Below are 19,388 nucleotides of genomic sequence, written 5' to 3' on the forward strand. Positions count from 1 at the left end.
AACCAAGGGAGAACCACGTGAGCGTGCCCGCTCGCCCGGCACCGCTGTTCGCCGACATCGACGATGTCGCGCGGCGCCTTGCCGAAACCGGATACCTGCCCGATACCGCCACGGCCACCGCGGTTTTCCTCGCCGATCGGCTCGGCAAGCCACTGCTGGTGGAAGGTCCGGCCGGTGTGGGCAAGACCGAACTGGCCCGCGCGGTCGCGCAGACCACCGGCAGCGAACTGGTGCGGCTGCAGTGCTACGAGGGCGTCGACGAGGCCCGCGCGCTCTACGAGTGGAACCACGCCAAGCAGATCCTGCGCATCCAGGCGGGCCAAGGCTCGATTGCCGGCAGCGGCGGCGGGGACTGGGATCAGACGAAGATGGACGTGTTCAGCGAGGAGTTCCTGCTGAGCCGCCCGCTGCTGACCGCGATCCGGCGCACCGACCCGACCGTGCTGCTCATCGACGAGACCGACAAGGCCGACATCGAGATCGAGGGCCTGCTGCTGGAGGTGCTGTCCGACTTCGCGGTCACCGTGCCGGAACTGGGCACCATCACCGCCGAGCGCCCGCCGTTCGTCCTGCTGACGTCCAACGCCACCCGCGAACTGTCCGAGGCGCTCAAGCGGCGTTGCCTGTTCCTGCACATCGACTTTCCCGATGCCGACCTGGAGCGGCGCATCCTGCTGTCCCGGGTTCCGGAACTGCCCGAACACATCGCCGCCGAGCTCGTGCGGATCATCGGGGTGCTGCGGGGCATGCAGCTCAAGAAACTTCCTTCGGTCGCCGAGACCATCGACTGGGGCCGCACCGTGCTGGCCCTCGGCCTGGACACCATCGACGACGCGATGATCGCCGCTACGCTCGGCGTGGTCCTCAAACACCAGTCCGATCAGCAGCGAGCCGCAGGGGAGCTGAGGCTCAACTGATGGCCTCTCGCCGGATCCGACCGCCGCAGCCGCTGGCCCCGCACGGCCTGCCGGGGCATCTCGTCGAGTTCGTCGAAGCCCTTCGCAAGCAAGGTATCTCGGTCGGCCCGTCGGAGACGGTGGATGCGGGCCGGGTGATGACGGTGCTGGGACTGGGGGACCGCGAAGCGCTGCGGGAGGGCATCGCATGCGCAGTCCTGCGTCGCGCCGACCACCGCGATACCTACGACGCGATGTTCGACCTGTTCTTCCCGGCTGCGCTGGGTGCGCGGACCGTGCTGTCCGACGACGATGCGCCCGACGACCAGGCCCAGCAGCTGCCGCCGGAGGATGTCGAGGCCATGCGGGCCGCGTTGATCCAAATGCTTTCCGACAACGAGGATCTGGCGAGTCTGGACGACCGGTTGGCAGCGATGATCGCGCAGATCGTCGAGGCCTACGGCCGGTACAACTCGAGCCGGGGGCCGTCGTATTCGTCGTATCAGGCGCTCAAGGCCATGAGTTTGGACGATCTGGAGGGCCGGTTGCTCGCCGGGCTGTTGGCCCCGTACGGCGACGAGCCGACGCCCACCCAGGAAGAGATCGCCAAAGCGATGGCTGCGCAGCGGATCTCGCAGCTGCGCAAGATGGTGGAGGCGGAGACCAAGCGCCGCACCGCCGAACAGCTGGGCCGCGAGCACGTCCAGATGTACGGCGTGCCGCAGCTGTCGGAGAACGTCGAATTCCTGCGTGCCTCAGGTGAACAGCTGCGCCAGATGCGCAAGACCGTTGCGCCGCTGGCCCGTACCCTGGCGACCCGGTTGGCCGCGCGGCGGCGTCGCTCCCGGGCCGGCGAGATCGATCTGCGCAAGACGCTGCGCAAGTCGATGTCGACCGGCGGTGTGCCGATCGACGTGGTACTCCGCAAGCCTCACCCCGCCCGGCCCGAGCTGGTGGTGCTGTGCGATGTGTCCGGCTCGGTCGCCGGTTTCAGCCACTTCACGCTGATGCTGGTGGCGGCCCTGCGTCAGCAGTTCTCCCGCGTCCGCGTCTTCGCCTTCATCGACACCACCGATGAGGTCACCGAGCTGTTCGGGCCAGAAGCCGACCTGGCGGTCGCCGTGCAGCGCATCACCCGGGAGGCGGGCGTGTACACCCGCGACGGCCACTCCGACTACGGGCATGCGTTCGTGTCGTTCTTGGAGAAGTTCCCGAGTGTGCTTTCACCACGCAGTTCGCTGCTGGTGCTCGGAGACGGGCGCAACAACTACCGCAATCCGCAGGCCGACCTGCTGGCGCACATGGTGTCGGCGAGCAGGCACGCGCACTGGCTCAACCCCGAACCGAGGCGCCTGTGGGGCAGCGGGGACTCTGCGGCGCCCACGTACGGCGAGGTGATCACCATGCACGAGTGCCGCTCGGCCAAGCAGCTGGCCTCCGTCATCGACGGGCTGTTGCCGGTCTGAGCCGCCACCTCGGCACTGCCGCTTAAAACCGCCATTCATGAGGCCGAACCACCCCTGCCGTAAGCTGGCTGCTCGTGGCAAGACGGCGCAGGCTGGGTGTGATGGGTGGGACATTCGATCCGATCCACAACGGGCACCTCGTCGCCGCCAGCGAGGTGGCCGATCTCTTCGAGCTCGACGAAGTGGTGTTCGTGCCGACCGGCGAACCGTGGCAGAAGCACGACCGGCAGGTCAGCGCCGCCGAGGACCGGTACCTCATGACCGTCATCGCCACGGCATCCAACCCGCGGTTCTCGGTGAGCCGGGTCGACATCGACCGGGGCGGCCCCACCTACACCACTGACACGCTGCGTGATCTGACGAAACTCAACGCCACCAGCGATCTGTTCTTCATCACCGGCGCCGATGCCCTGGCGTCGATCCTGTCCTGGCAGAACTGGGAGGACCTTTTTTCGATGGCGAAGTTCGTCGGCGTCAGCCGACCGGGCTATGAGCTCGACGGTAAGCACATCTCGGCGGCCCGTCAGGAGCTCCCGGCCGACGCACTGCAACTCGTGGAGGTACCCGCGCTGGCGATCTCGTCGAGCGACTGCCGCCAGCGTGCGGAGGCCTCCCGGCCCATCTGGTACCTGGTACCCGACGGCGTGGTGCAGTACGTGGCGAAGCGTGGCCTCTACACCGCCCCGGACACGAGGAGCGCAGGAAACGGCCCCGACGCGAGCAACGGCCACAACGGAGGGGGACCCCGATGACCGCCACGACTGACGCCATCGCCATGGCCGAAGTGGCTGCCCGCGCGGCAGCGGGCAAGCTCGCCGACGATGTCGTGGTGATCGACGTGTCCGGTCAGCTGGTCATCACCGACTGCTTTGTCATCGCCTCGGCGTCCAACGAACGTCAGGTCAACGCCATCGTCGACGAGGTCGAGGAGAAGATGCGGCTCGCGGGGTACAAGCCCGCCCGCCGTGAGGGCACCCGCGAGGGACGCTGGACGCTGCTGGACTACATCGACATCGTCGTGCATATCCAGCATCAGGACGAACGCAACTTCTACGCTCTGGACCGCCTGTGGCGGGACTGCCCGCAGATTCCCGTCGACCTGGATCACCAGGACTCCGTCGAATGAGGTTCCGTCGGCTGCTGCTGCTCCGGCACGGCCAGACCGAGTACAACGCGGGCAGCCGCATGCAGGGCCAGCTCGACACCGACTTGTCCGATCTGGGACGCGACCAAGCCGCCGCTGCTGCCGAAGTGCTGGCGAAACGTCAACCGCTGCTGATCGTCTCGTCGGATCTCAAACGCGCGCTGGACACCGCCATGACGCTCGGGGACCGCGCGGGACTTCCGGTGCAGATCGACGAGCGACTCCGCGAGACGCATCTCGGGGATTGGCAGGGTTTGACCCACCTCGAGGTCGATGCCGTGGCACCGGGCGCCCGCGCGATCTGGCGTGATGACGCCCGGTGGGCGCCGCACGGCGGCGAGAGCCGCGTCGATGTCGCGCGGCGCAGCGTGCCGCTGGTATCCGAAATTGTTGCCGCACAACATGAGTGGGGACTCGACGCACCGGAGCGACCCGTGGTGTTGGTGGCCCACGGTGGGCTCATCGCGGCGCTCACCGCGGGGTTGCTGGGGCTGCCGGTCGACAACTGGCCGGTGCTGGGCGGGATGGGCAATGCCAGTTGGGTGCAGCTGTCCGGGCATTCCGCCGACGATGCCCCCTTCGACGACATCCGCTGGCGGCTGGACGTGTGGAACGCCTCGGCGCAGGTGGCCAACGATGTCCTCTGAGCCCACCGTCGGTCCGCCCCAGGGGCGCAGGCCGACGCTGTTGGTGTTCGCGGACTCGCTGTCCTATTTCGGTCCGACGGGTGGGCTGCCGTCCGACGATCCCAGGATCTGGCCCAATATTGTTGCCGAGCAACTCGGTTGGGATCTGGAGCTCATCGGCCGCATCGGCTGGACCAGCCGGGACGTGTGGTGGGCTGCCACTCAGGACCCACGGGCGTGGGCGGCGCTGCCGCGGGCCGGCGCGGTGATCTTCGCGACCGGCGGCATGGATTCGTTGCCGTCGCCGCTGCCGACGGCGCTGCGGGAACTCATCCGCTATGTGCGGCCGGCGTGGCTGCGACGGTGGGCGCGCGACGGCTACGGCTGGCTGCAGCCGCGGTTGTCACCGATCGCCCGCTCCGCGCTTCCGCCGAACGTCACGGTCGAATATCTCGAAATGACGCGTAACGCCATCGATTTCAACCGTCCCGGCATTCCGGTAGTGGCGTCTCTGCCCTCGGTGCACACCGCCGAGACATACGGCAAAGCCCATCACGGCCGCGAACCGACCGTGCAGGCCATCACGACCTGGGCCGAGGAGCACGATGTGCCACTGGTGGACCTGAAAGCGGCCGTCGCCGACGAGGTTCTCAGTGGGCGCGGCAACCCCGATGGCATTCACTGGAACTTCGAGGCGCATCGCGCGGTGGCCGAGTTGATGATCAAGGCTCTCGCGACAGCAGGTGTCCCACAACAGAATTCCGCCAACTGACGATGGCTGTCGTGGTGGTGACAGACTCGTCGTCGCGGCTGCGCTCCGAACTGCGCGACGACCTGGCGATCCGGCAGGTCCCGCTGCACATCCTCGATGACGGCGCCGACCTGCGTGACGGCATCGACCCGCTTCCGTACGACATCCACGACCGGGCCCGCGTGACCACGGCAGGCGCTTCCCCCGCCGAACTCGCGGCCGTCTATCGCCAGGCGCTGGCCGACAGCGATGGCGATGGGGTTGTCGCCGTGCATATTTCGGCGGCCCTGTCGAGCACCTACAGCTCGGCGGCGTTGGCGGCGCGGGAATTCGGCCACGCGGTGCGGGTGGTGAATTCACGATCGGCGGCCATGGGGGTGGGCTTCGTCGCGCTCGCCGCTGCCCGCTCGGCCCGCACCGGCGCCGTACTCGACGAGGTCGAGGCGGCGGCTCGCGCCGCGGTGCCCCGCGGGCACGCCTTCATCGTCGTGCATCGGCTGGACAACCTGCGTCGCAGCGGCCGCCTCGGTACCGCGGCATCCTGGTTGGGCACCGCGCTGTCGCTCAATCCGCTGCTGCGGATGGACGTCGATGGTCGCCTGGTGCTTTCGCAGCGCATCCGCACCGTGTCGAAAGCCCATGCGGCGCTTGTCGATCAGGTGGTCGAGGTGATCGGAGACCGCCCGGCCGGCATCGCGGTGCACCACGTCGACAACCCCGCAGGCGCCGACGCGGTCGGCGCGGCGCTCAGTGAGCGGCTGCCGCAACTGGCGTCACCGACGGTGACTGACATGGGGCCGGTCCTCGGCGTGCACGTCGGTGCGGGGGCGATCGGCGTGTGCCTGTCGCTCGATCCCGCCCCCGAGTCGTAGGCCGCTCAGCCCGCGAAGCGTCCGGCGACCGGCGGCAGGTCCTTGAGCGTGAGGATGCCCGGTGCGGCGGCGACCACGGCGGGCACCGCGTTGGTCACGGGCAGTGCCGTGTAGATCATGCCCAGTCCGTTGAGACTGACCTCGCTCCAGTCCTTTGAGGGAAGGCAGTACACCACGGTGCGCATGTTGGGTACGCCGAACACCTGGATCACGTGACCGTGCGCGACCGGCTTCGGCGGTGTGACGTGGTTGCCCATGATCCAGTTGAATCCGACGCTGACCACGTTCTTGTCGCCGACCCAACCGCGGTGATAGCCGTACACGCTCGCCACGGTGCCCTTCGGGATCTGCATGAACCCCAGGTCGGTGTCGTCGGTGGCGGCGGTGAACTGCACGTCGAAGGTGATCCGGTCCAGGTCTGCGCCGATGGCGTCGGCCATCATCGCCGCCGACTCGGCGAACACCTCACTTTCGCGGCGCACGCTCTCGGCCAGTCCGGGCGTCTGCGGATCCTGCCCGAAGCCCATCGCCGCCATCGTCCCCGCGGACTCGTAGACGCCGCAGTCGACCGACTCGGTGATGCGGATCTCGTCGACGCGTTCGCACGCGCTGCTGAGTACCATGCCGACCATGTTGGTCAGGCCCGGATGTGCGCCACTACCGAAGATCGTGGAATTGCCTGCCTCACAAGCTTTCTGGATACGAGCCAGGTCTTCCGGCGTTTGTTTGCCGCCGGTGATCCACGCCGCGCTGGAGCACACGTTGATGCCCGATTCCAGCAGTCGGACCAGCTCGTCGATGCTCGGCCAGATCGGGTTGTAGCAGCAGGCGTCCGGCTTGAGCGCGATCAGTGCGTCGATGTCGTTGGTGGCCTTGACGCCGGTGGGCTCCGGCCAGGCGGCGAGCTCGGCGGCGTCGACTCCGACCTTGTCGGCGCCGTACGCGTACACGCCCACCAGTTCCATGTCGTCACGAGCGATGATCGCGTGTAGCGACCGCTTGCCGATGTTGCCGGTGGTCCACTGGATGACCCTGAGCGGTCGGGGCGTTGTGCGCATGAATGGTCTCCTCGATGAGCCGGCACTGGTGCAGTAGACACTATCGACCGTCGTGTTCACTCGTCGTCGCCCCCGGCAAGAACGCCCTGGCGGGTCGTGCGTCGGCGTCGCACAATCGGATATGGGTCCACAATGACGGATCGAGGTCTGATCATGGACATGTTCTATTCCCTCGGCGCGGCCGGCGCCGTCGTTCTGATCCTGCTCTGGATCGGCGTCAGCAACGTCCGCGTGGTCAAACAGTACGAGCGCGGGGTGGTGTTCCGCTTCGGCCGGGTCCAGGACCAGGTCCGTAGTCCCGGGCTGACCATGTTGATCCCCGTCGCGGACCGGCTGCAGAAGGTCAACACGCAGATCATCACCATGCCGGTACCGGCGCAGGACGGCATCACCCGCGACAACGTGACGGTGCGGGTCGACGCGGTGATCTACTTCAACGTCGTCGACCCGGTGCGCGCGGTGGTCGACGTGCAGGACTACATGTCGGCGATCGGGCAGGTTGCGCAGACCTCGCTGCGGTCCATCATCGGCAAGAGCAATCTGGACGATCTGCTGTCCAACCGCGAACACCTCAACCAGGGCCTGGAACTGCTCATCGACAGTCCCGCGTTGGGCTGGGGCATCCACATCGACCGGGTCGAGATCAAGGACGTGGTGCTGCCGGATTCCATGAAGCGATCGATCGCCCGGCAAGCCGAGGCCGAGCGTGAGCGGCGAGCCCGCGTCATCACCGCCGACGGAGAACTGCAGGCCTCCGAAAAGCTCGCTGCGGCAGCCGATGTGATGGCCGCCGAGCCCGCCGCCCTGCAACTGCGGCTGTTGGAAACCGTGGTCGAAGTGGCCGCGGAGAAGAACTCCACCGTGGTGCTGCCGTTCCCGGTCGAACTCCTGCGGTTCCTGGAGCGGGCGACGCCACAGCGGCCCAGTGTGCCCGACGACGCCCGCGGCATCGCGCTCGAACAGCCTTTACCGAGCCGCATTTCCACACCCGGTACTTGAGTGTTGAACCATTGTCCTTCGGCTGCCGTGTCTGGAAGGAGTGTCCGGACCACAACTCTCGGGAGTCGAAGTGTATGCACGTGTCCACTCAGCCGTTCTGTCCACCGTCACCGCCGCATCGATCGGCGCGGTCGTCATCGCCCCGGTGACGCCACCTGCGCAAGTGGTGGTGCCCCGCGTCGTCGGTGAGCAAGTCGAGCTCGCGGCAGCCCCTGCGCTCGGCGCCATCCCCATCGCGTTCCTGCAGAACCAGGCGACGTATTGCAGCCTGATCTGCCCGTTCCTGGTCCAGGGCGCGGTGACCGTGCCGCTCGGCGTGGTGCAGGCGCCGGTCGCGTTTCTGGATTCCCTGGGCGCCAACGGTTCTCTGACCCGCGCGATCGGGGCGGCAGCCGCGGCGGTGACCGGCGCGGCCAACACCGCGGCCGAGGGCATCATCCTCAACGACGTCTTCCATGTGGTGCCCAAGGCGTTCAACAACCTGGAAGTCACAGTGGTGCAGCTGTCCGACGTCGGGGCGGCGCTGCTCACCCCGAGCCAACTGCCGGGTGCGATCGACACCGCCCGACAGACGATCCTGACGGCACTGCATCAACCACTGCCGCCACCGGATCCGACCCAGACCGGCGCCCACACTCTGCCACAGGTGGTGGCGGTGGAGGCCATCAAGGTCAGTGCCGCGGTCGCCTTCGAGGCCGGTGAGCTGGTGCTGCTGGGCGTCGTGCAGACCGCGAACGCCGGCGCCCAGGAGCTGGCCAAGACCGGCAATCCCGTCGCCGCGGTCGAGGCGGCCGCGACGCAGGCCGCCGATGTGGTTCACGTTGCCTCGACGATCGTCAAGGATTCTGTCGACACCGCGGTGACCAACATCCGCGCCGCGGCCAAACAGGAGTTCCCCACGGCGCATTCGACCGGGCTTCCGGTCGCGGCACCGAAGGCGCACCCATCCGTCGCCGACGCCACCTCCGGCGATGCCGTGACGCCCGGCAAGCCGCCGACCGCACGGCCCGGGGCCGACCGGGTGAATCGCGTGGTGAAATCCCTTGCCGGCTCGCATTCGAAGGCATTGCACCCCAACAAGTCCGAATCGACGACGGACCGCAAGGGACGGCACGCCCGGTAGTTATCCACAAAGCTGAGTTCATCCACAGCCTGCGTATTTTCGGGTCCGTTGCGGGCCGATTCGTCCGTGCGCGTACCTACCGTCGTGGCATGCCCACCGAACTGCCCGAGCAGCGGCTGCGCCGTCGGCTGACACCTGCGGACCCGGTTGCCGATGATCCCGAGGCCGAGCGGGAGCCCAGTGCCCCGCCGGACAGTGCGCTGACCCGTTGGCTGCCCGACACCACATCCGACGGGCCGCCGGGCTGGCTGGCGGCCGCCCGCGCCGACCCGGGACGAGCCGGGGCGGTGGGGCTGGCCGTGGTCGGGGTGCTGGCTGTCCTGGTCACCGTGTTCACCTTGATCCGCGACAAGCCGCCGCCGGTGACGGCGGCGAATCTTCCTCCCGTGCAGATGGTCTCGTCGGCAAGTGCGACACCGACCGCCACCGCCGGGCCTGTCGTGGTCAGCGTCGTGGGGCTGGTCCACAAACCGGGGCTGGTCACCCTGGATGCCGGAGCGCGGATCGCCGATGCCCTCACGGCGGCCGGTGGTCCGCTCGATGGCGCCGACCTGGTCGGGCTGAACATGGCGCGCCGGGTCAGCGATGGCGAACAGGTCGTGGTCGGGATCGCGGCGCCGCCCGGCAAGCCCACCACGATGGGCAGCTCGGTGACCGGCGGGAGCACCGCGGCGTCCACCACGCCCGCGGCGCCATCCGCAGGTCACGGATCGGCCGGGCCGGTGGATCTCAACACCGCGACAGCCGAGCAGCTCGACGCGTTGCCCGGCGTCGGGCCCGTGACCGCGGCCGCCATCGTGGCGTGGCGTGACACCCATGGCCGGTTCGGCAGCGTGGATCAGCTCGGCGAGGTCGACGGGATCGGTCCGGCGCGCCTGGAGAAACTACGGCCGCTGGTCCGCGTGTGACCACCGACGAACCCGAGGCCGAGATCGACCGGCTGGACCTGCGGCTGGTTCCCGCGGCACTGGCGGCATGGGCCGTGACGGCCACGGGCATCGTGTGGGGCGTCGGCGGTTCGGCGCTTGCCGTGGTCGCCGCGACAGGCGTTCTCGCGGGGCTGACCCGGTTCGGTGGTCGGCGATTCGGCATCGCCGCGGTCCTGGCCGTCGCCGCCGCCGGTGCGGGGTTCGCCGTGGCCGTCGGTTTGCGGGTGCACCAGCAGCAGCACCATCCGATCACCGCCCGCTACGGTGGCGCGGCGACCGTGGTCGTCACCGCCACCGAGACACCGCGAGTCATCGCGGGCGGCCGGCTGATGTTCCGCGGTGCCCTTGCCGAACTGGACGGCCGCCCCGTCGCGGGTCGGGTGATGGTCTTCGCCCCGGCCGGGGGCTACACCGAGATGACCGTCGGGCGTCCCGCGCGCTTCCGGGCGGCGATCGGCCGGCCCACGCGCCGTGATCTCACGGTGGCTGTGCTCACCGCAAGCGGGCGGCCCGTGCTGGGGCAGGCCTCGGCGGTGCAGCGGGCGGCCCAGCGGGTCAGAGCGGGTTTCGCCGAGTCGGCCCGGGCCGCGCTGCCCGTGGACCAGGCCGCGATGCTTCCGGCCTTGGCGCTGGGGGACACCTCGACGGTCGACGCACAGACCACCGCCCAGTTTCGGGTTGCGGGTCTGACACATCTGACAGCGGTGTCCGGAGCCAACGTCACCATCGTGTGCGGTGCTCTGCTGCTGACCGCGGGACTGGTCGGGCCACGGGTGGCGGTCGGCGTCGCGGCGCTCGGCCTGATCGGATTCGTCGTTGTCGTGCAACCGTCGGCCAGCGTGCTGCGTGCCGCGGTGATGGGTGCGGTGACCCTGTTCGCGGTGTTGATCCATCGCCGTCGAAGGGCCATCCCGGCCCTCGCTGCCAGCGTCATCGTGCTCATGGTCGCCGCACCCGAACTGGCCGTCGACGCCGGTTTCGCCCTGTCGGTCGCTGCGACGGCGGGCATCGTGGTGCTCGCGCCGCCGTGGACCCGCCGGCTGATGGCGCGCGGCTGGCCCCGCGCGCCGGCCGCTGCCGTCAGCGTCGCAGCCGTCGCGCAGTTGGTCACCGCACCGCTCGTGGCCGGGATCTCGGGCACGTTCAGCCTGGTGGCAGTCGCGGCGAACCTGGCGGTCGCGGCGGTGATCCCACCCATCACCGTGCTGGGTACCGCCGCCGCGCTGATCGCGACGGTCTGGCCCGCGGCGGCGCAGTTGCTGATCCGGTTCACCGGGCCCGAACTGTGGTGGTTGCTGTCGGTGGCGCGCTGGGCGTCGGCGGTGCCGGGCGCAGCGGTGCCCACGCCCTCCGGGTGGGCGGGCGTGGCGGTGGTCGCCGCGGGCGGAGCGGCGTTGGTGATCGCGTGGCGGTGGCGTTGGGTGCGCCGGACCGCGGCCGGGCTGGCGGTGTGTGCGCTCGCCTGGACGCTGGCGGACGCACTGCAAGCCTGACTGTCAGCCTTGTCGCCCCGGCGTGACACCATCATCGGCGTGAGCCAACAGGCCGAAGGGCTACACCTGGTGCTGGGTGACGAGGAACTGCTGGTCGAGCGTGCTGTCGCGGCGGTACTGCGCGCCGTGCGCAAGGAGGCGGGGACCGACGACGTGCCGGTGGACCGGATGCGCGCCGGCGAGGTGAGCACGAGCGAGCTGGCCGAGTTGCTCAGCCCGTCGTTGTTCGCCGAGCAGCGCCTCGTGGTGCTCGAATCCGCTGCCGAAGCCGGCAAGGATGCCGTCTCGCTCATCGCCGGTGCCGCAGCCGACCTGCCGCCCGGAACGTCACTGGTGGTCGTGCACTCCGGCGGTGGCCGGGCCAAGGCGCTGGCCGATCAGTTGAAAAAGCTTGGCGCGCAAGTGTATCCGTGTGCGCGCATCACCAAGGCGGGGGAGCGGGCCGACTTCGTGCGCCGTGAATTCCGGGAGCTGCGGGCCAAGGTGTCCGATGACACCATCACCGCGGTCCTCGATGCGGTCGGATCGAACATCCGAGAGCTGGCGGCGGTGTGCTCGCAGCTGGTGGCCGATACCGACGGTCAGGTCGACGCTGCCGCCGTCCGGCGCTATCACAGCGGCAAGGCCGAAGTGAAGGGCTTCGACATCGCCGACAAGGCCGTCGTCGGCGACGTGGCCGGCGCCGCGGAGGCACTGCGGTGGGCGATGCTCGCCGGCGAGCCGCAGGTGGTGCTGGCCGATGCGCTGGCCGAGGCGGTGCACACCATCGCCCGGGTGGGTCCGCTGTCGGGGGACCCCTACAAGTTGGCCGGCGAGCTCGGCATGCCGCCGTGGCGGGTGCAGAAGGCGCAGAAGCAGGCGCGGCGATGGTCGCGGGATTCCGTCGCCGAGGCGATGCGGGTGGTGGCCACGCTCAATGCAGACGTAAAGGGCGCAGCGGCAGATGCCGACTACGCCCTTGAGGCCGCGGTGCGCCGGGTGGCGCAACTCGCGGCCGGGTGATGCGTGAAGCTCAGAGCTTGTTGAGAGCCAGGGCCAGCGCGGACTTCTTGTTCGCGGCCTGGTTGGCGTGGATGACGCCCTTGCTGGCGGCCTTGTCGAGCTTGCGGCTGGTCGACACCAGCAGCTCGGCGGCCTTTTCCTTCTCGCCCGCCTCGACGGCCTCACGGAAGCCGCGAACGGCGGTGCGCAGCGACGACTTCACCGACTGGTTGCGCAGCCGGCGACGCTCGTTGGTGAGGATGCGCTTTTCCTGCGACTTGATGTTGGCCACGTAGAAGTTCCTTCGTAATTCTCTAGCTGGGGTTACCTAAGTCTCTGCGGTACCCGCACAGCGGGCAGCGACTGTTCAGGGTACCAGCGCGGTACCCCAACTCCCAAAGCGGCGGCCGCCGGGCCCCGACCTGCTGCCACTGTTTTACCACGTCAACCTGCCTTTGGCCTGCCGAAACGGGCTGCGTCGTTGAACGGCGAAAACCCGACAGGTGGTGCAGCATGTTGGGGATGAGCCTTCGCACAGCCCGGACCCGGGGCGCAGAGTCCGCGCCGACGGCGCGCGTCAGACATCAGGGCGTCTTCGACGGCTACGACCGGCTCGGCCGCTACGCCGCGGCGTTCGACGAGATGTTCGACGCCTCCGGCAACGTGCGTGGTCCGTACAAGGGCATCTACGCCGAGCTGGCTCCGTCAGATGCCTCCGAACTGCAGGCGCGCGCGGAGGTCCTGGGTCGGGCGTTCATCGACCAGGGCATCACGTTCTCGCTGTCGGGCCAGGAGCGACACATCCCGCTCGACCTGGTGCCGCGGGTGATCTCGGCGGCCGAGTGGTCACGCCTCGAACGCGGCATCACCCAGCGCGTCAAGGCGCTGGAGATGTATCTCGACGATGTATACGGCGAGCAGGAGATCCTGCGCGACGGGGTGATCCCGCGGCGGCTGGTCACCTCGTGTGAGCATTTCCACCGCGAGGCCGCAGGTATCGTCCCGCCCAACGGGGTGCGCATCCACGTCGCCGGCATCGATCTGATCCGCGACGCCAAGGGCGACTTCCGGGTGCTCGAGGACAACCTGCGGTCGCCGTCGGGCGTGTCCTACGTGATGGAGAACCGGCGCACCATGGCGCGGGTCTTTCCGAAACTGTTCGCCACCAATCGCGTGCGCGCCGTCGGCGACTACGCCTCACACCTGCTGCGGGCGCTGCGCAACGCCGCACCCACCAACGTCGCCGATCCCACGGTCGCCGTGCTGACCCCGGGGGTGTACAACTCGGCGTACTTCGAGCATTCGCTGCTGGCTCGACAGATGGGGGCCGAACTGGTCGAGGGCCGCGATCTGTTCTGTCGCGACAACGTCGTCTATATGCGCACCACCGAAGGGGAGCGGCAGGTCGACGTGATCTACCGCCGGATCGATGACGAATACCTCGACCCCATGCAGTTCAAGCCCGACTCGATGCTCGGGGTCGCCGGCATCCTCAACGCCGCCCGCGCCGGCAACGTCGTAATCTCCAGCGCGGTCGGCAACGGCGTCGGCGACGACAAGCTCGTCTACACCTACGTGCCCACGATCATCGAGTACTACCTGGGCGAAAAGCCCGTCCTCGCCAATGTCGACAGCTACCGGTGCTGGCTCGACGACGAACGCGAGGAGGTGCTCGACCGGGTGGCCGAACTGGTCATCAAACCTGTCGAGGGTTCGGGCGGCTACGGCATCGTGTTCGGTCCGGACGCCTCGGCCAAGGAGCTCGCGACGATCACCAAGAAGATTCGCAGCAATCCGCGCGGCTGGATCGCGCAGCCGGTCATGCAGCTCTCCACGGTGCCGACCCAGATCGGCAGCAAGCTGGCGCCGCGGCATGTCGACCTGCGGCCGTTCGCGGTCAACGACGGCAACGACGTGTGGGTGCTGCCGGGCGGGCTCACCCGGGTCGCGTTGCCCGAGGGCTCCCTGGTGGTGAACTCCAGCCAGGGTGGCGGATCGAAGGACACCTGGGTGCTGGCGTCGCGGACGTCGGCGGCCGATCGTGAACTCGCGGCCGCCGAGGTGGTGCGGTCACTGCCCAGGTCCGCCAACGATCCGAAAAGCGATGGCGCACCGGCTGGTTCGTCGTCTCAACAGCAGCAGTAGGGGGCTGGAATGCTGGCGCGAAATGCCGAATCGCTGTACTGGATCGGACGGTATGTGGAGCGGGCCGACGACACCGCGCGGATCCTCGACGTCACCGTCCATCAGCTGCTGGAAGATTCCAACGTCGACCCGGACCAGGCGTCGCGGACCCTGCTGCGCGTCCTCGGAATCGAGCCGCCCGCCGAGCGTCTCGACATGTGGTCGCTGACCGACATCGTGGCTTTCAGCCGGGACACCTACGGCGGGACCTCGATCGTCGGCGCGATCTCCGCGGCCCGGGAGAACGCCCGCGGCGCCCGCGAGGTCACCTCGACCGAGATCTGGGAGTGCCTCAACACCACCTACAACGCGTTGGCGGAACGGGAGCGGACCGCCAGACGGCTGGGCCCGCACCAATTCCTGTCCTACGTGGAGGGCCGCGCGGCGATGTTCGCCGGGCTGGCGGATTCGACGCTGAGCCGCGACGACGGCTACCGGTTCATGGTGCTGGGTCGCGCGATCGAACGGGTCGACATGATCGTGCGGCTGCTGCTCTCGCGAGTGGGGGACAGCGGATCGTCGCCGGCGTGGGTCACGCTGCTGCGCTCGGCCGGCGCGCACGACACCTACCTGCGCACCTACCGGGGCGCTCTCGACGCCGGCCGGGTGGTCGAATTCATGTTGCTGGACAGGCTGTTTCCACGGTCGATATTTTATTCGCTGCGGCTGGCCGAGCACAGTCTCGACGAGTTGCAGAACAGTCCGCACAGCCGGGTGGGGGCGACGGCGGAGGCGCAGCGGCTGCTGGGCCGGGCGCGCAGCGAACTGGAGTTCCTGCAACCGGGTGCGTTGCTGGAGTCGCTTGAGATGCGGCTGGCGGCGTTGCAGAAGACCTGTCGGGACGTCGGAGAAGCGTTGGCGCTGCAGTACTTCCATTCCGCGCCATGGGTGGGTTGGACCGACGCAGGTCGGAGCAGCGCGCTGGTGATCGAAGAAGGGGAGCTGTAGATGTGGCGCATGCGGGTGGTGCACTCGACCGGCTACGCGTACAAGTCGCCGGTCACCGCGTCGTTCAATGAGGCCCGGCTGACACCCCGGTCGGATTCGCGGCAGAACGTGATCCTCAACCGGGTGGAGACCGTGCCTGCCTCCAGGTCCTACCGCTACGTGGACTACTGGGGCACCGCGGTGACGGCATTCGACCTGCACGCGCCGCACACCGAGCTGGAGGTGACGTCCTCGTCGGTGGTCGAAACCGAGGTCGGTGAGCGGCCGGAGGAACGCGTCAGCTGGGACGACCTCGACTCCGAAGCGGTGCTCGACCGATTCGACGAGGTGCTCAGCCCCACGCGGTACACGCCGACGAGCAGGCGGATCCAGCGGGTGGGGGAGCGGATCGCCAAGGACCACGAACCCCACGACGCGGTCATCGCCGCCGCGCAGTGGGTTCGCAGTGAACTCGACTACGTGCCCGGCACCACCGGTGTGCATTCATCCGGCCTCGATGCCCTGCGGGAAGGCAAGGGGGTTTGCCAGGATTTCGCGCATCTGTCGTTGATCATGTTGCGCTCCATGGGAATTCCCGCTCGGTATGTGTCGGGGTATCTGCATCCCAACAGCCGCGCTGCGGTGGGTGACACCATCGACGGGCAGAGCCATGCCTGGATCCAGGCCTGGACGGGCGGGTGGTGGCACTACGACCCCACCAACGATGCCGAGATCAACGAGCGGTACGTGAGTGTCGGTGTGGGACGCAACTATTCGGATGTCACACCGCTCAAGGGCATCTACTCCGGCGAGGGATCCACGGACTTGGATGTCGTCGTGGAGATCACCCGGCTGGCTTGACCGAGCCTGCGCGGCCCAGGTTGCGGAAGCCCGGGTGCACGTGCGGTGTCAGCTCATGGTGATCGGCGAGCGTCTGCAGCAGTTCCCGCAGCGTGTCCCGTTGTGCGGCATCGAGACCCGCGGTCATCAGCTCATCGTGGCGGCGCGCGAGCTCGCCGATGCGTCGCAGTATCTTCTTGCCGTCGGTGCTGAGGTACAGCGCGTGCAACCGCCGATCGTCGGGGTTGCGGCGCCGTTCGACGTAGCCGCGGTCCTCCAGATCGTCGACGTAGCTGACCACGCGGCTCGGTAACAGGCTGAGCTGGGTGCTCAGTGACTGCTGGCTCAGCCCGGGTTGCGCGCCGATGGCGCGCAGGATGCCGGCGTGCGGCGGGGTCAGCTCGACGGTCGCCATCTGCTCGGCGAACAGGGCCGCTGCCCGATGGCCGAGTTGCGCCAGCAGGAATGCCGCAGTGTCCGGCCCACTTTCCATGCTGGAAACGGTATCACCGTCAAATGGTTCATAACTGGAAACATTCAGCCTGTTGCCGTCCGCGCGCGGCGGGCATATCGTTCAAACTATGAACGATTCAACAGCTGATCGAATGCGGTCTGTGCGGTCCGCGCCGTCTGCGCGGACCGGCAGGCAAGGCGGGCCCCCGCTGGCCCCGCTGGCCGCGGTTTCGCTGATATTGCTGCTGGCCGGGGTCATCGTCGGCGTCGTGATCGGCGGTGTGATGCCGTTGCCCTACGGTGGGGCCGCCGACATTCTTCGATACGTTCACGACCACCATGGCGCCGTGCGGGCCTGTGCGGTGGGCACATTCGCGGCATCGGTGCCGCTGGCGATCTATGCCGCGACCGCAAGCACCCGGCTGCGCCAGCTCGGCGTCACGGCGCCCGGTGCGACCATCGCCCTGGCCGGTGGGATTCTCGCGGCCGGATCTCTCGGGCTCTCCGGCCTGATCTGCTGGGCCATGTCGCGGCCCGAGGTGGTGGTCGACGACGGCCTGATCCGCGCGCTGTACTACCTGGTGTTCCTCACCGGCGGGGTCGGGCACATCGTGGCACTCGGCCTGCTGCTCGCCGGCATCGCCGTGCCCAGCCTGCTCCTGGGACTGTTGCCGCGGACGCTGGCCTGGGTCGGTCTTGCGATCGCCGTGCTCGCCGAACTCGCGACGCTGGTGCTCATCTGGCCCGAATCGGCCGTGGTGTTGCCGATCGCCCGGCTCACCGGATTCGTCTGGCTGATCGTCGTCGGTGCGCTCCTGCCGAAGCGTCGGACGGATCGGCAGCGCGCATGAAGCTCAGTGTCAGCGTCACGAACTACTCGTGGCCGCAACCGATCCACGACCGGCTGAGGTCACTGGCGGCGCGCCTCGACGGCACGGCGGTCGACACCCTCTGGGTGGCCGACCATCTGCTGCAGGCCGATCCGTCGTGTCGGACCGACGAGCCGATGCTCGAGGCCTACACCGTGCTCGGTTACCTGGCGGCCGCGACGCGTCGGATCCGGTTGGGCACCATGGTGACGGCGGCGACCTTCCGCGCGCCAGCCTTGCTCGTCAAGGCGGTGACGACGCTCGATGTGCTCTCGAACGGCCGGGCCTGGCTCGGTCTCGGTGCGGGCTACAACGCGGCCGAAGCCACCGCGATGGGACTGTTCTTGCCGGACACCGCCGAGCGGTTCGCGCGGCTGACCGAACTGCTGCAGTTGGCCGAACGCATGTGGCGGGGTGAGCAGACCGCTCTCCGCGGTGAGTACCTGACGGCACAGCAGCCGATCGGCAACCCTCGACCGGTGACCGTGCCGCATCCTCCGGTGCTGATCGGCGGCACGGGCGAACGTCGCACGCTACGCCTTGTCGCGCAGTACGCAGACGCCTGCAACCTGTTCGACATCCCGGACGGCGGGCAGGCCATCCGTCGGCAACTCGGGGTGTTGGACCGTCATTGCGCCGAGGTCGCGCGGCCGCCCCAAGAGGTCCAGCGCACCGTGACCACGGCGCTGGAACCCGGCGAATCCGTCGCCCGGCTGGTCGAGCGCTCTCGGGCGCTCGGTGACCTCGGCGTCGACCACGTCGTTCTCATCACGCGCGGACGTCCCTGGGCCGGCACCGATCTCGACGTCGTCGCCCGTGCGGCCGATCAGCTTCGCGATTTGGCGCATACCCCCGGATGAACTTCGACCCGGTGCAGATCGCTGCCCAGCTCGATCTGCCGGTCGAATTCCGTTGCGGCCCTGGCGCGCCACTCGTCTTCCTGACCCGCGGCAATCGCCGGCACGTAGTGGGTGAGGATGAGGATCCCGACCCCGGCGCGCGCGGCCGTGGCCGCGGCCTCCTCGACCGAGGAGTGGTAGTCGCAGATGTCTCGGATGCGCTGCATGGGCAGTTGCTCGACCAGATCCTTACGGATCACGGTGTGCACCAGGGCACCCGCGCCCGCGGCGAGGGCATCGAGGCCGGCGCACGGCACCGTGTCACCGGCGACCACGACGGACGCGCCGTGATGCTCGATGCGAAACCCGATGGTCGGCTCCACCGGCCGGTGATCGGTGGGGCCCACCACCGTTCGCACGCCATCGTGATCCCACACCAGCCCCTCGGTGTATTCGTGCACCTCGACCGGCGGTGGTGCGGTGAGGTCGGCGTGATGGGCGATGCGATACCCGATGTCGGGTCCGAAGGCCTCCAGCGTGGCCTCGACCACCCGTTTCGTCCCCGGCGGCCCGATGATCTGCAGCGGAATCTGCTCGGTGAAGGTGGTCACCCACCGGGTGATGATGACGTCGCCCAGGTCGGCGATGTGATCGCTGTGCAGGTGGGTGAGCAGCAGCGCGCTGAGCGCGTTGGCGCCGGAACCCACTGCGGCCAACCGTTGTTGCACGCCGCGGCCACAGTCGACGAGAAACGTCTGGCCACCGGCACGGATCAGGGTGGCCGGGCCGGCCCGGTCCGGGTCGGGAATGGGGCTGCCGGTACCGAGCAGAGTGACCTCGATCATGCGCCCAGGTATACCCGGTGATGCGCGTTGGGCGAGCCCCTTTCGCACGGACCGTTGCCGACCTAGCCTGGTGTGAGGTGGATCACGATCGGA

General features: G+C 68.6%; 21 protein-coding genes. 17 read left to right on the forward strand and 4 right to left on the reverse strand.

Translation table 11 applies throughout. The annotated features are described in order from the left end of the window. Nucleotides 1-17: 17 nt before the first annotated feature. The 7 genes from BTO20_RS12075 (at nucleotide 18) to BTO20_RS12105 (ending at nucleotide 5,755) form a co-directional block, all read left to right on the forward strand. On the forward strand, nucleotides 18-917 hold the full coding sequence (locus BTO20_RS12075) for an AAA family ATPase (protein ID WP_087076117.1): 900 nt from the start codon (nucleotides 18-20) through the stop codon (nucleotides 915-917). Next, nucleotides 917-2,362 (forward strand): vWA domain-containing protein, encoded by a 1,446-nt coding sequence (locus tag BTO20_RS12080; RefSeq protein WP_087076119.1) that lies wholly within the window; start codon nucleotides 917-919, stop codon nucleotides 2,360-2,362. The genes BTO20_RS12075 and BTO20_RS12080 overlap by 1 nt, the downstream gene beginning before the upstream one ends. Nucleotides 2,363-2,436: 74 nt before the next feature. Then, entirely contained in the window at nucleotides 2,437-3,114 is a 678-nt protein-coding gene (gene nadD, locus BTO20_RS12085; RefSeq protein WP_269770346.1) for a nicotinate-nucleotide adenylyltransferase, read from the forward strand. After that, complete coding sequence (gene rsfS / locus BTO20_RS12090) at nucleotides 3,111-3,488, forward strand: ribosome silencing factor (protein ID WP_087076123.1); 378 nt, start codon at nucleotides 3,111-3,113, stop codon at nucleotides 3,486-3,488. Before nadD ends, rsfS begins: the two co-directional genes overlap by 4 nt. Next, nucleotides 3,485-4,153, forward strand: a complete 669-nt coding sequence (gene gpgP, locus BTO20_RS12095) for a glucosyl-3-phosphoglycerate phosphatase (protein ID WP_087076124.1) — start codon at nucleotides 3,485-3,487, stop codon at nucleotides 4,151-4,153. Before rsfS ends, gpgP begins: the two co-directional genes overlap by 4 nt. Next, complete coding sequence (octT, locus tag BTO20_RS12100; RefSeq protein ID WP_087076126.1) at nucleotides 4,143-4,904, forward strand: diglucosylglycerate octanoyltransferase; 762 nt, start codon at nucleotides 4,143-4,145, stop codon at nucleotides 4,902-4,904. Before gpgP ends, octT begins: the two co-directional genes overlap by 11 nt. Before the next feature lie 2 nt (nucleotides 4,905-4,906). Continuing rightward, nucleotides 4,907-5,755, forward strand: coding sequence for a DegV family protein (locus tag BTO20_RS12105; protein ID WP_087076128.1), 849 nt, complete (start codon nucleotides 4,907-4,909; stop codon nucleotides 5,753-5,755). Nucleotides 5,756-5,760: 5 nt separating this feature from the next. Here BTO20_RS12105 and BTO20_RS12110 read toward each other — a convergent pair whose 3' ends face one another. Next, complete coding sequence (locus BTO20_RS12110) at nucleotides 5,761-6,813, reverse strand: NAD(P)H-dependent amine dehydrogenase family protein (RefSeq protein WP_087076130.1); 1,053 nt, start codon at nucleotides 6,811-6,813, stop codon at nucleotides 5,761-5,763. A 153-nt stretch (nucleotides 6,814-6,966) separates the two neighbouring features. On the opposite strand from BTO20_RS12110, the gene BTO20_RS12115 reads away from it, so the two are divergent. From BTO20_RS12115 to holA, 5 genes are all read left to right on the forward strand, one after another. Beyond that, a complete protein-coding gene (locus tag BTO20_RS12115) occupies nucleotides 6,967-7,812 on the forward strand; it encodes an SPFH domain-containing protein (protein WP_087081989.1) in 846 nt (281 codons plus the stop codon). A 70-nt stretch (nucleotides 7,813-7,882) separates the two neighbouring features. Next, nucleotides 7,883-8,935, forward strand: a complete 1,053-nt coding sequence (locus BTO20_RS12120; protein WP_198344354.1) for a hypothetical protein — start codon at nucleotides 7,883-7,885, stop codon at nucleotides 8,933-8,935. 89 nt (nucleotides 8,936-9,024) lie between these two features. Beyond that, nucleotides 9,025-9,843 carry a ComEA family DNA-binding protein gene (locus tag BTO20_RS12125; RefSeq protein WP_087076133.1) on the forward strand — a complete coding sequence of 273 codons (819 nt, stop codon included), beginning with the start codon at nucleotides 9,025-9,027 and terminating at the stop codon, nucleotides 9,841-9,843. Then, nucleotides 9,840-11,357, forward strand: coding sequence for a ComEC/Rec2 family competence protein (locus BTO20_RS12130; protein ID WP_087076135.1), 1,518 nt, complete (start codon nucleotides 9,840-9,842; stop codon nucleotides 11,355-11,357). Before BTO20_RS12125 ends, BTO20_RS12130 begins: the two co-directional genes overlap by 4 nt. A gap of 39 nt (nucleotides 11,358-11,396) precedes the next feature. Beyond that, nucleotides 11,397-12,359, forward strand: a complete 963-nt coding sequence (gene holA / locus BTO20_RS12135) for a DNA polymerase III subunit delta (protein WP_198344355.1) — start codon at nucleotides 11,397-11,399, stop codon at nucleotides 12,357-12,359. 10 nt (nucleotides 12,360-12,369) lie between these two features. Here holA and rpsT read toward each other — a convergent pair whose 3' ends face one another. Then, nucleotides 12,370-12,630 (reverse strand): 30S ribosomal protein S20, encoded by a 261-nt coding sequence (rpsT, locus tag BTO20_RS12140; RefSeq protein WP_029367273.1) that lies wholly within the window; start codon nucleotides 12,628-12,630, stop codon nucleotides 12,370-12,372. A 221-nt stretch (nucleotides 12,631-12,851) separates the two neighbouring features. Here rpsT and BTO20_RS12145 point away from each other — a divergent pair, with 221 nt between their 5' ends. Genes BTO20_RS12145 through BTO20_RS12155 form a run of 3 tightly spaced genes read left to right on the forward strand, consistent with a single transcriptional unit; the run spans nucleotide 12,852 to nucleotide 16,310 of the window. Further along, complete coding sequence (locus BTO20_RS12145) at nucleotides 12,852-14,483, forward strand: circularly permuted type 2 ATP-grasp protein (RefSeq protein ID WP_198344356.1); 1,632 nt, start codon at nucleotides 12,852-12,854, stop codon at nucleotides 14,481-14,483. A 9-nt stretch (nucleotides 14,484-14,492) separates the two neighbouring features. Then, nucleotides 14,493-15,470, forward strand: a complete 978-nt coding sequence (locus BTO20_RS12150; RefSeq protein WP_087076139.1) for an alpha-E domain-containing protein — start codon at nucleotides 14,493-14,495, stop codon at nucleotides 15,468-15,470. Then, nucleotides 15,471-16,310: a transglutaminase family protein gene (locus BTO20_RS12155; RefSeq protein ID WP_087076142.1), complete on the forward strand. Its 840-nt coding sequence runs from the start codon at nucleotides 15,471-15,473 to the stop codon at nucleotides 16,308-16,310. It begins immediately after the preceding gene. Here BTO20_RS12155 and BTO20_RS12160 read toward each other — a convergent pair. Beyond that, complete coding sequence (locus BTO20_RS12160; RefSeq protein WP_087076144.1) at nucleotides 16,294-16,782, reverse strand: MarR family winged helix-turn-helix transcriptional regulator; 489 nt, start codon at nucleotides 16,780-16,782, stop codon at nucleotides 16,294-16,296. The two genes, BTO20_RS12155 and BTO20_RS12160, sit on opposite strands and share 17 nt — an antisense overlap. A gap of 88 nt (nucleotides 16,783-16,870) precedes the next feature. Between BTO20_RS12160 and BTO20_RS12165 the strand changes: the two genes are divergently transcribed. After that, nucleotides 16,871-17,593: a hypothetical protein gene (locus BTO20_RS12165; RefSeq protein WP_232491116.1), complete on the forward strand. Its 723-nt coding sequence runs from the start codon at nucleotides 16,871-16,873 to the stop codon at nucleotides 17,591-17,593. After that, a complete protein-coding gene (locus BTO20_RS12170) occupies nucleotides 17,590-18,471 on the forward strand; it encodes a TIGR03560 family F420-dependent LLM class oxidoreductase (RefSeq protein WP_087076146.1) in 882 nt (293 codons plus the stop codon). The genes BTO20_RS12165 and BTO20_RS12170 overlap by 4 nt, the downstream gene beginning before the upstream one ends. Here the strand turns inward: BTO20_RS12170 and BTO20_RS12175 are convergent. Next, a complete protein-coding gene (locus BTO20_RS12175; protein WP_087076148.1) occupies nucleotides 18,438-19,295 on the reverse strand; it encodes a ribonuclease Z in 858 nt (285 codons plus the stop codon). The two genes, BTO20_RS12170 and BTO20_RS12175, sit on opposite strands and share 34 nt — an antisense overlap. Nucleotides 19,296-19,388 lie beyond the last annotated feature (93 nt).

It is taken from the genome of Mycobacterium dioxanotrophicus, assembly GCF_002157835.1.
GTDB lineage: Bacteria > Actinomycetota > Actinomycetes > Mycobacteriales > Mycobacteriaceae > Mycobacterium > Mycobacterium dioxanotrophicus.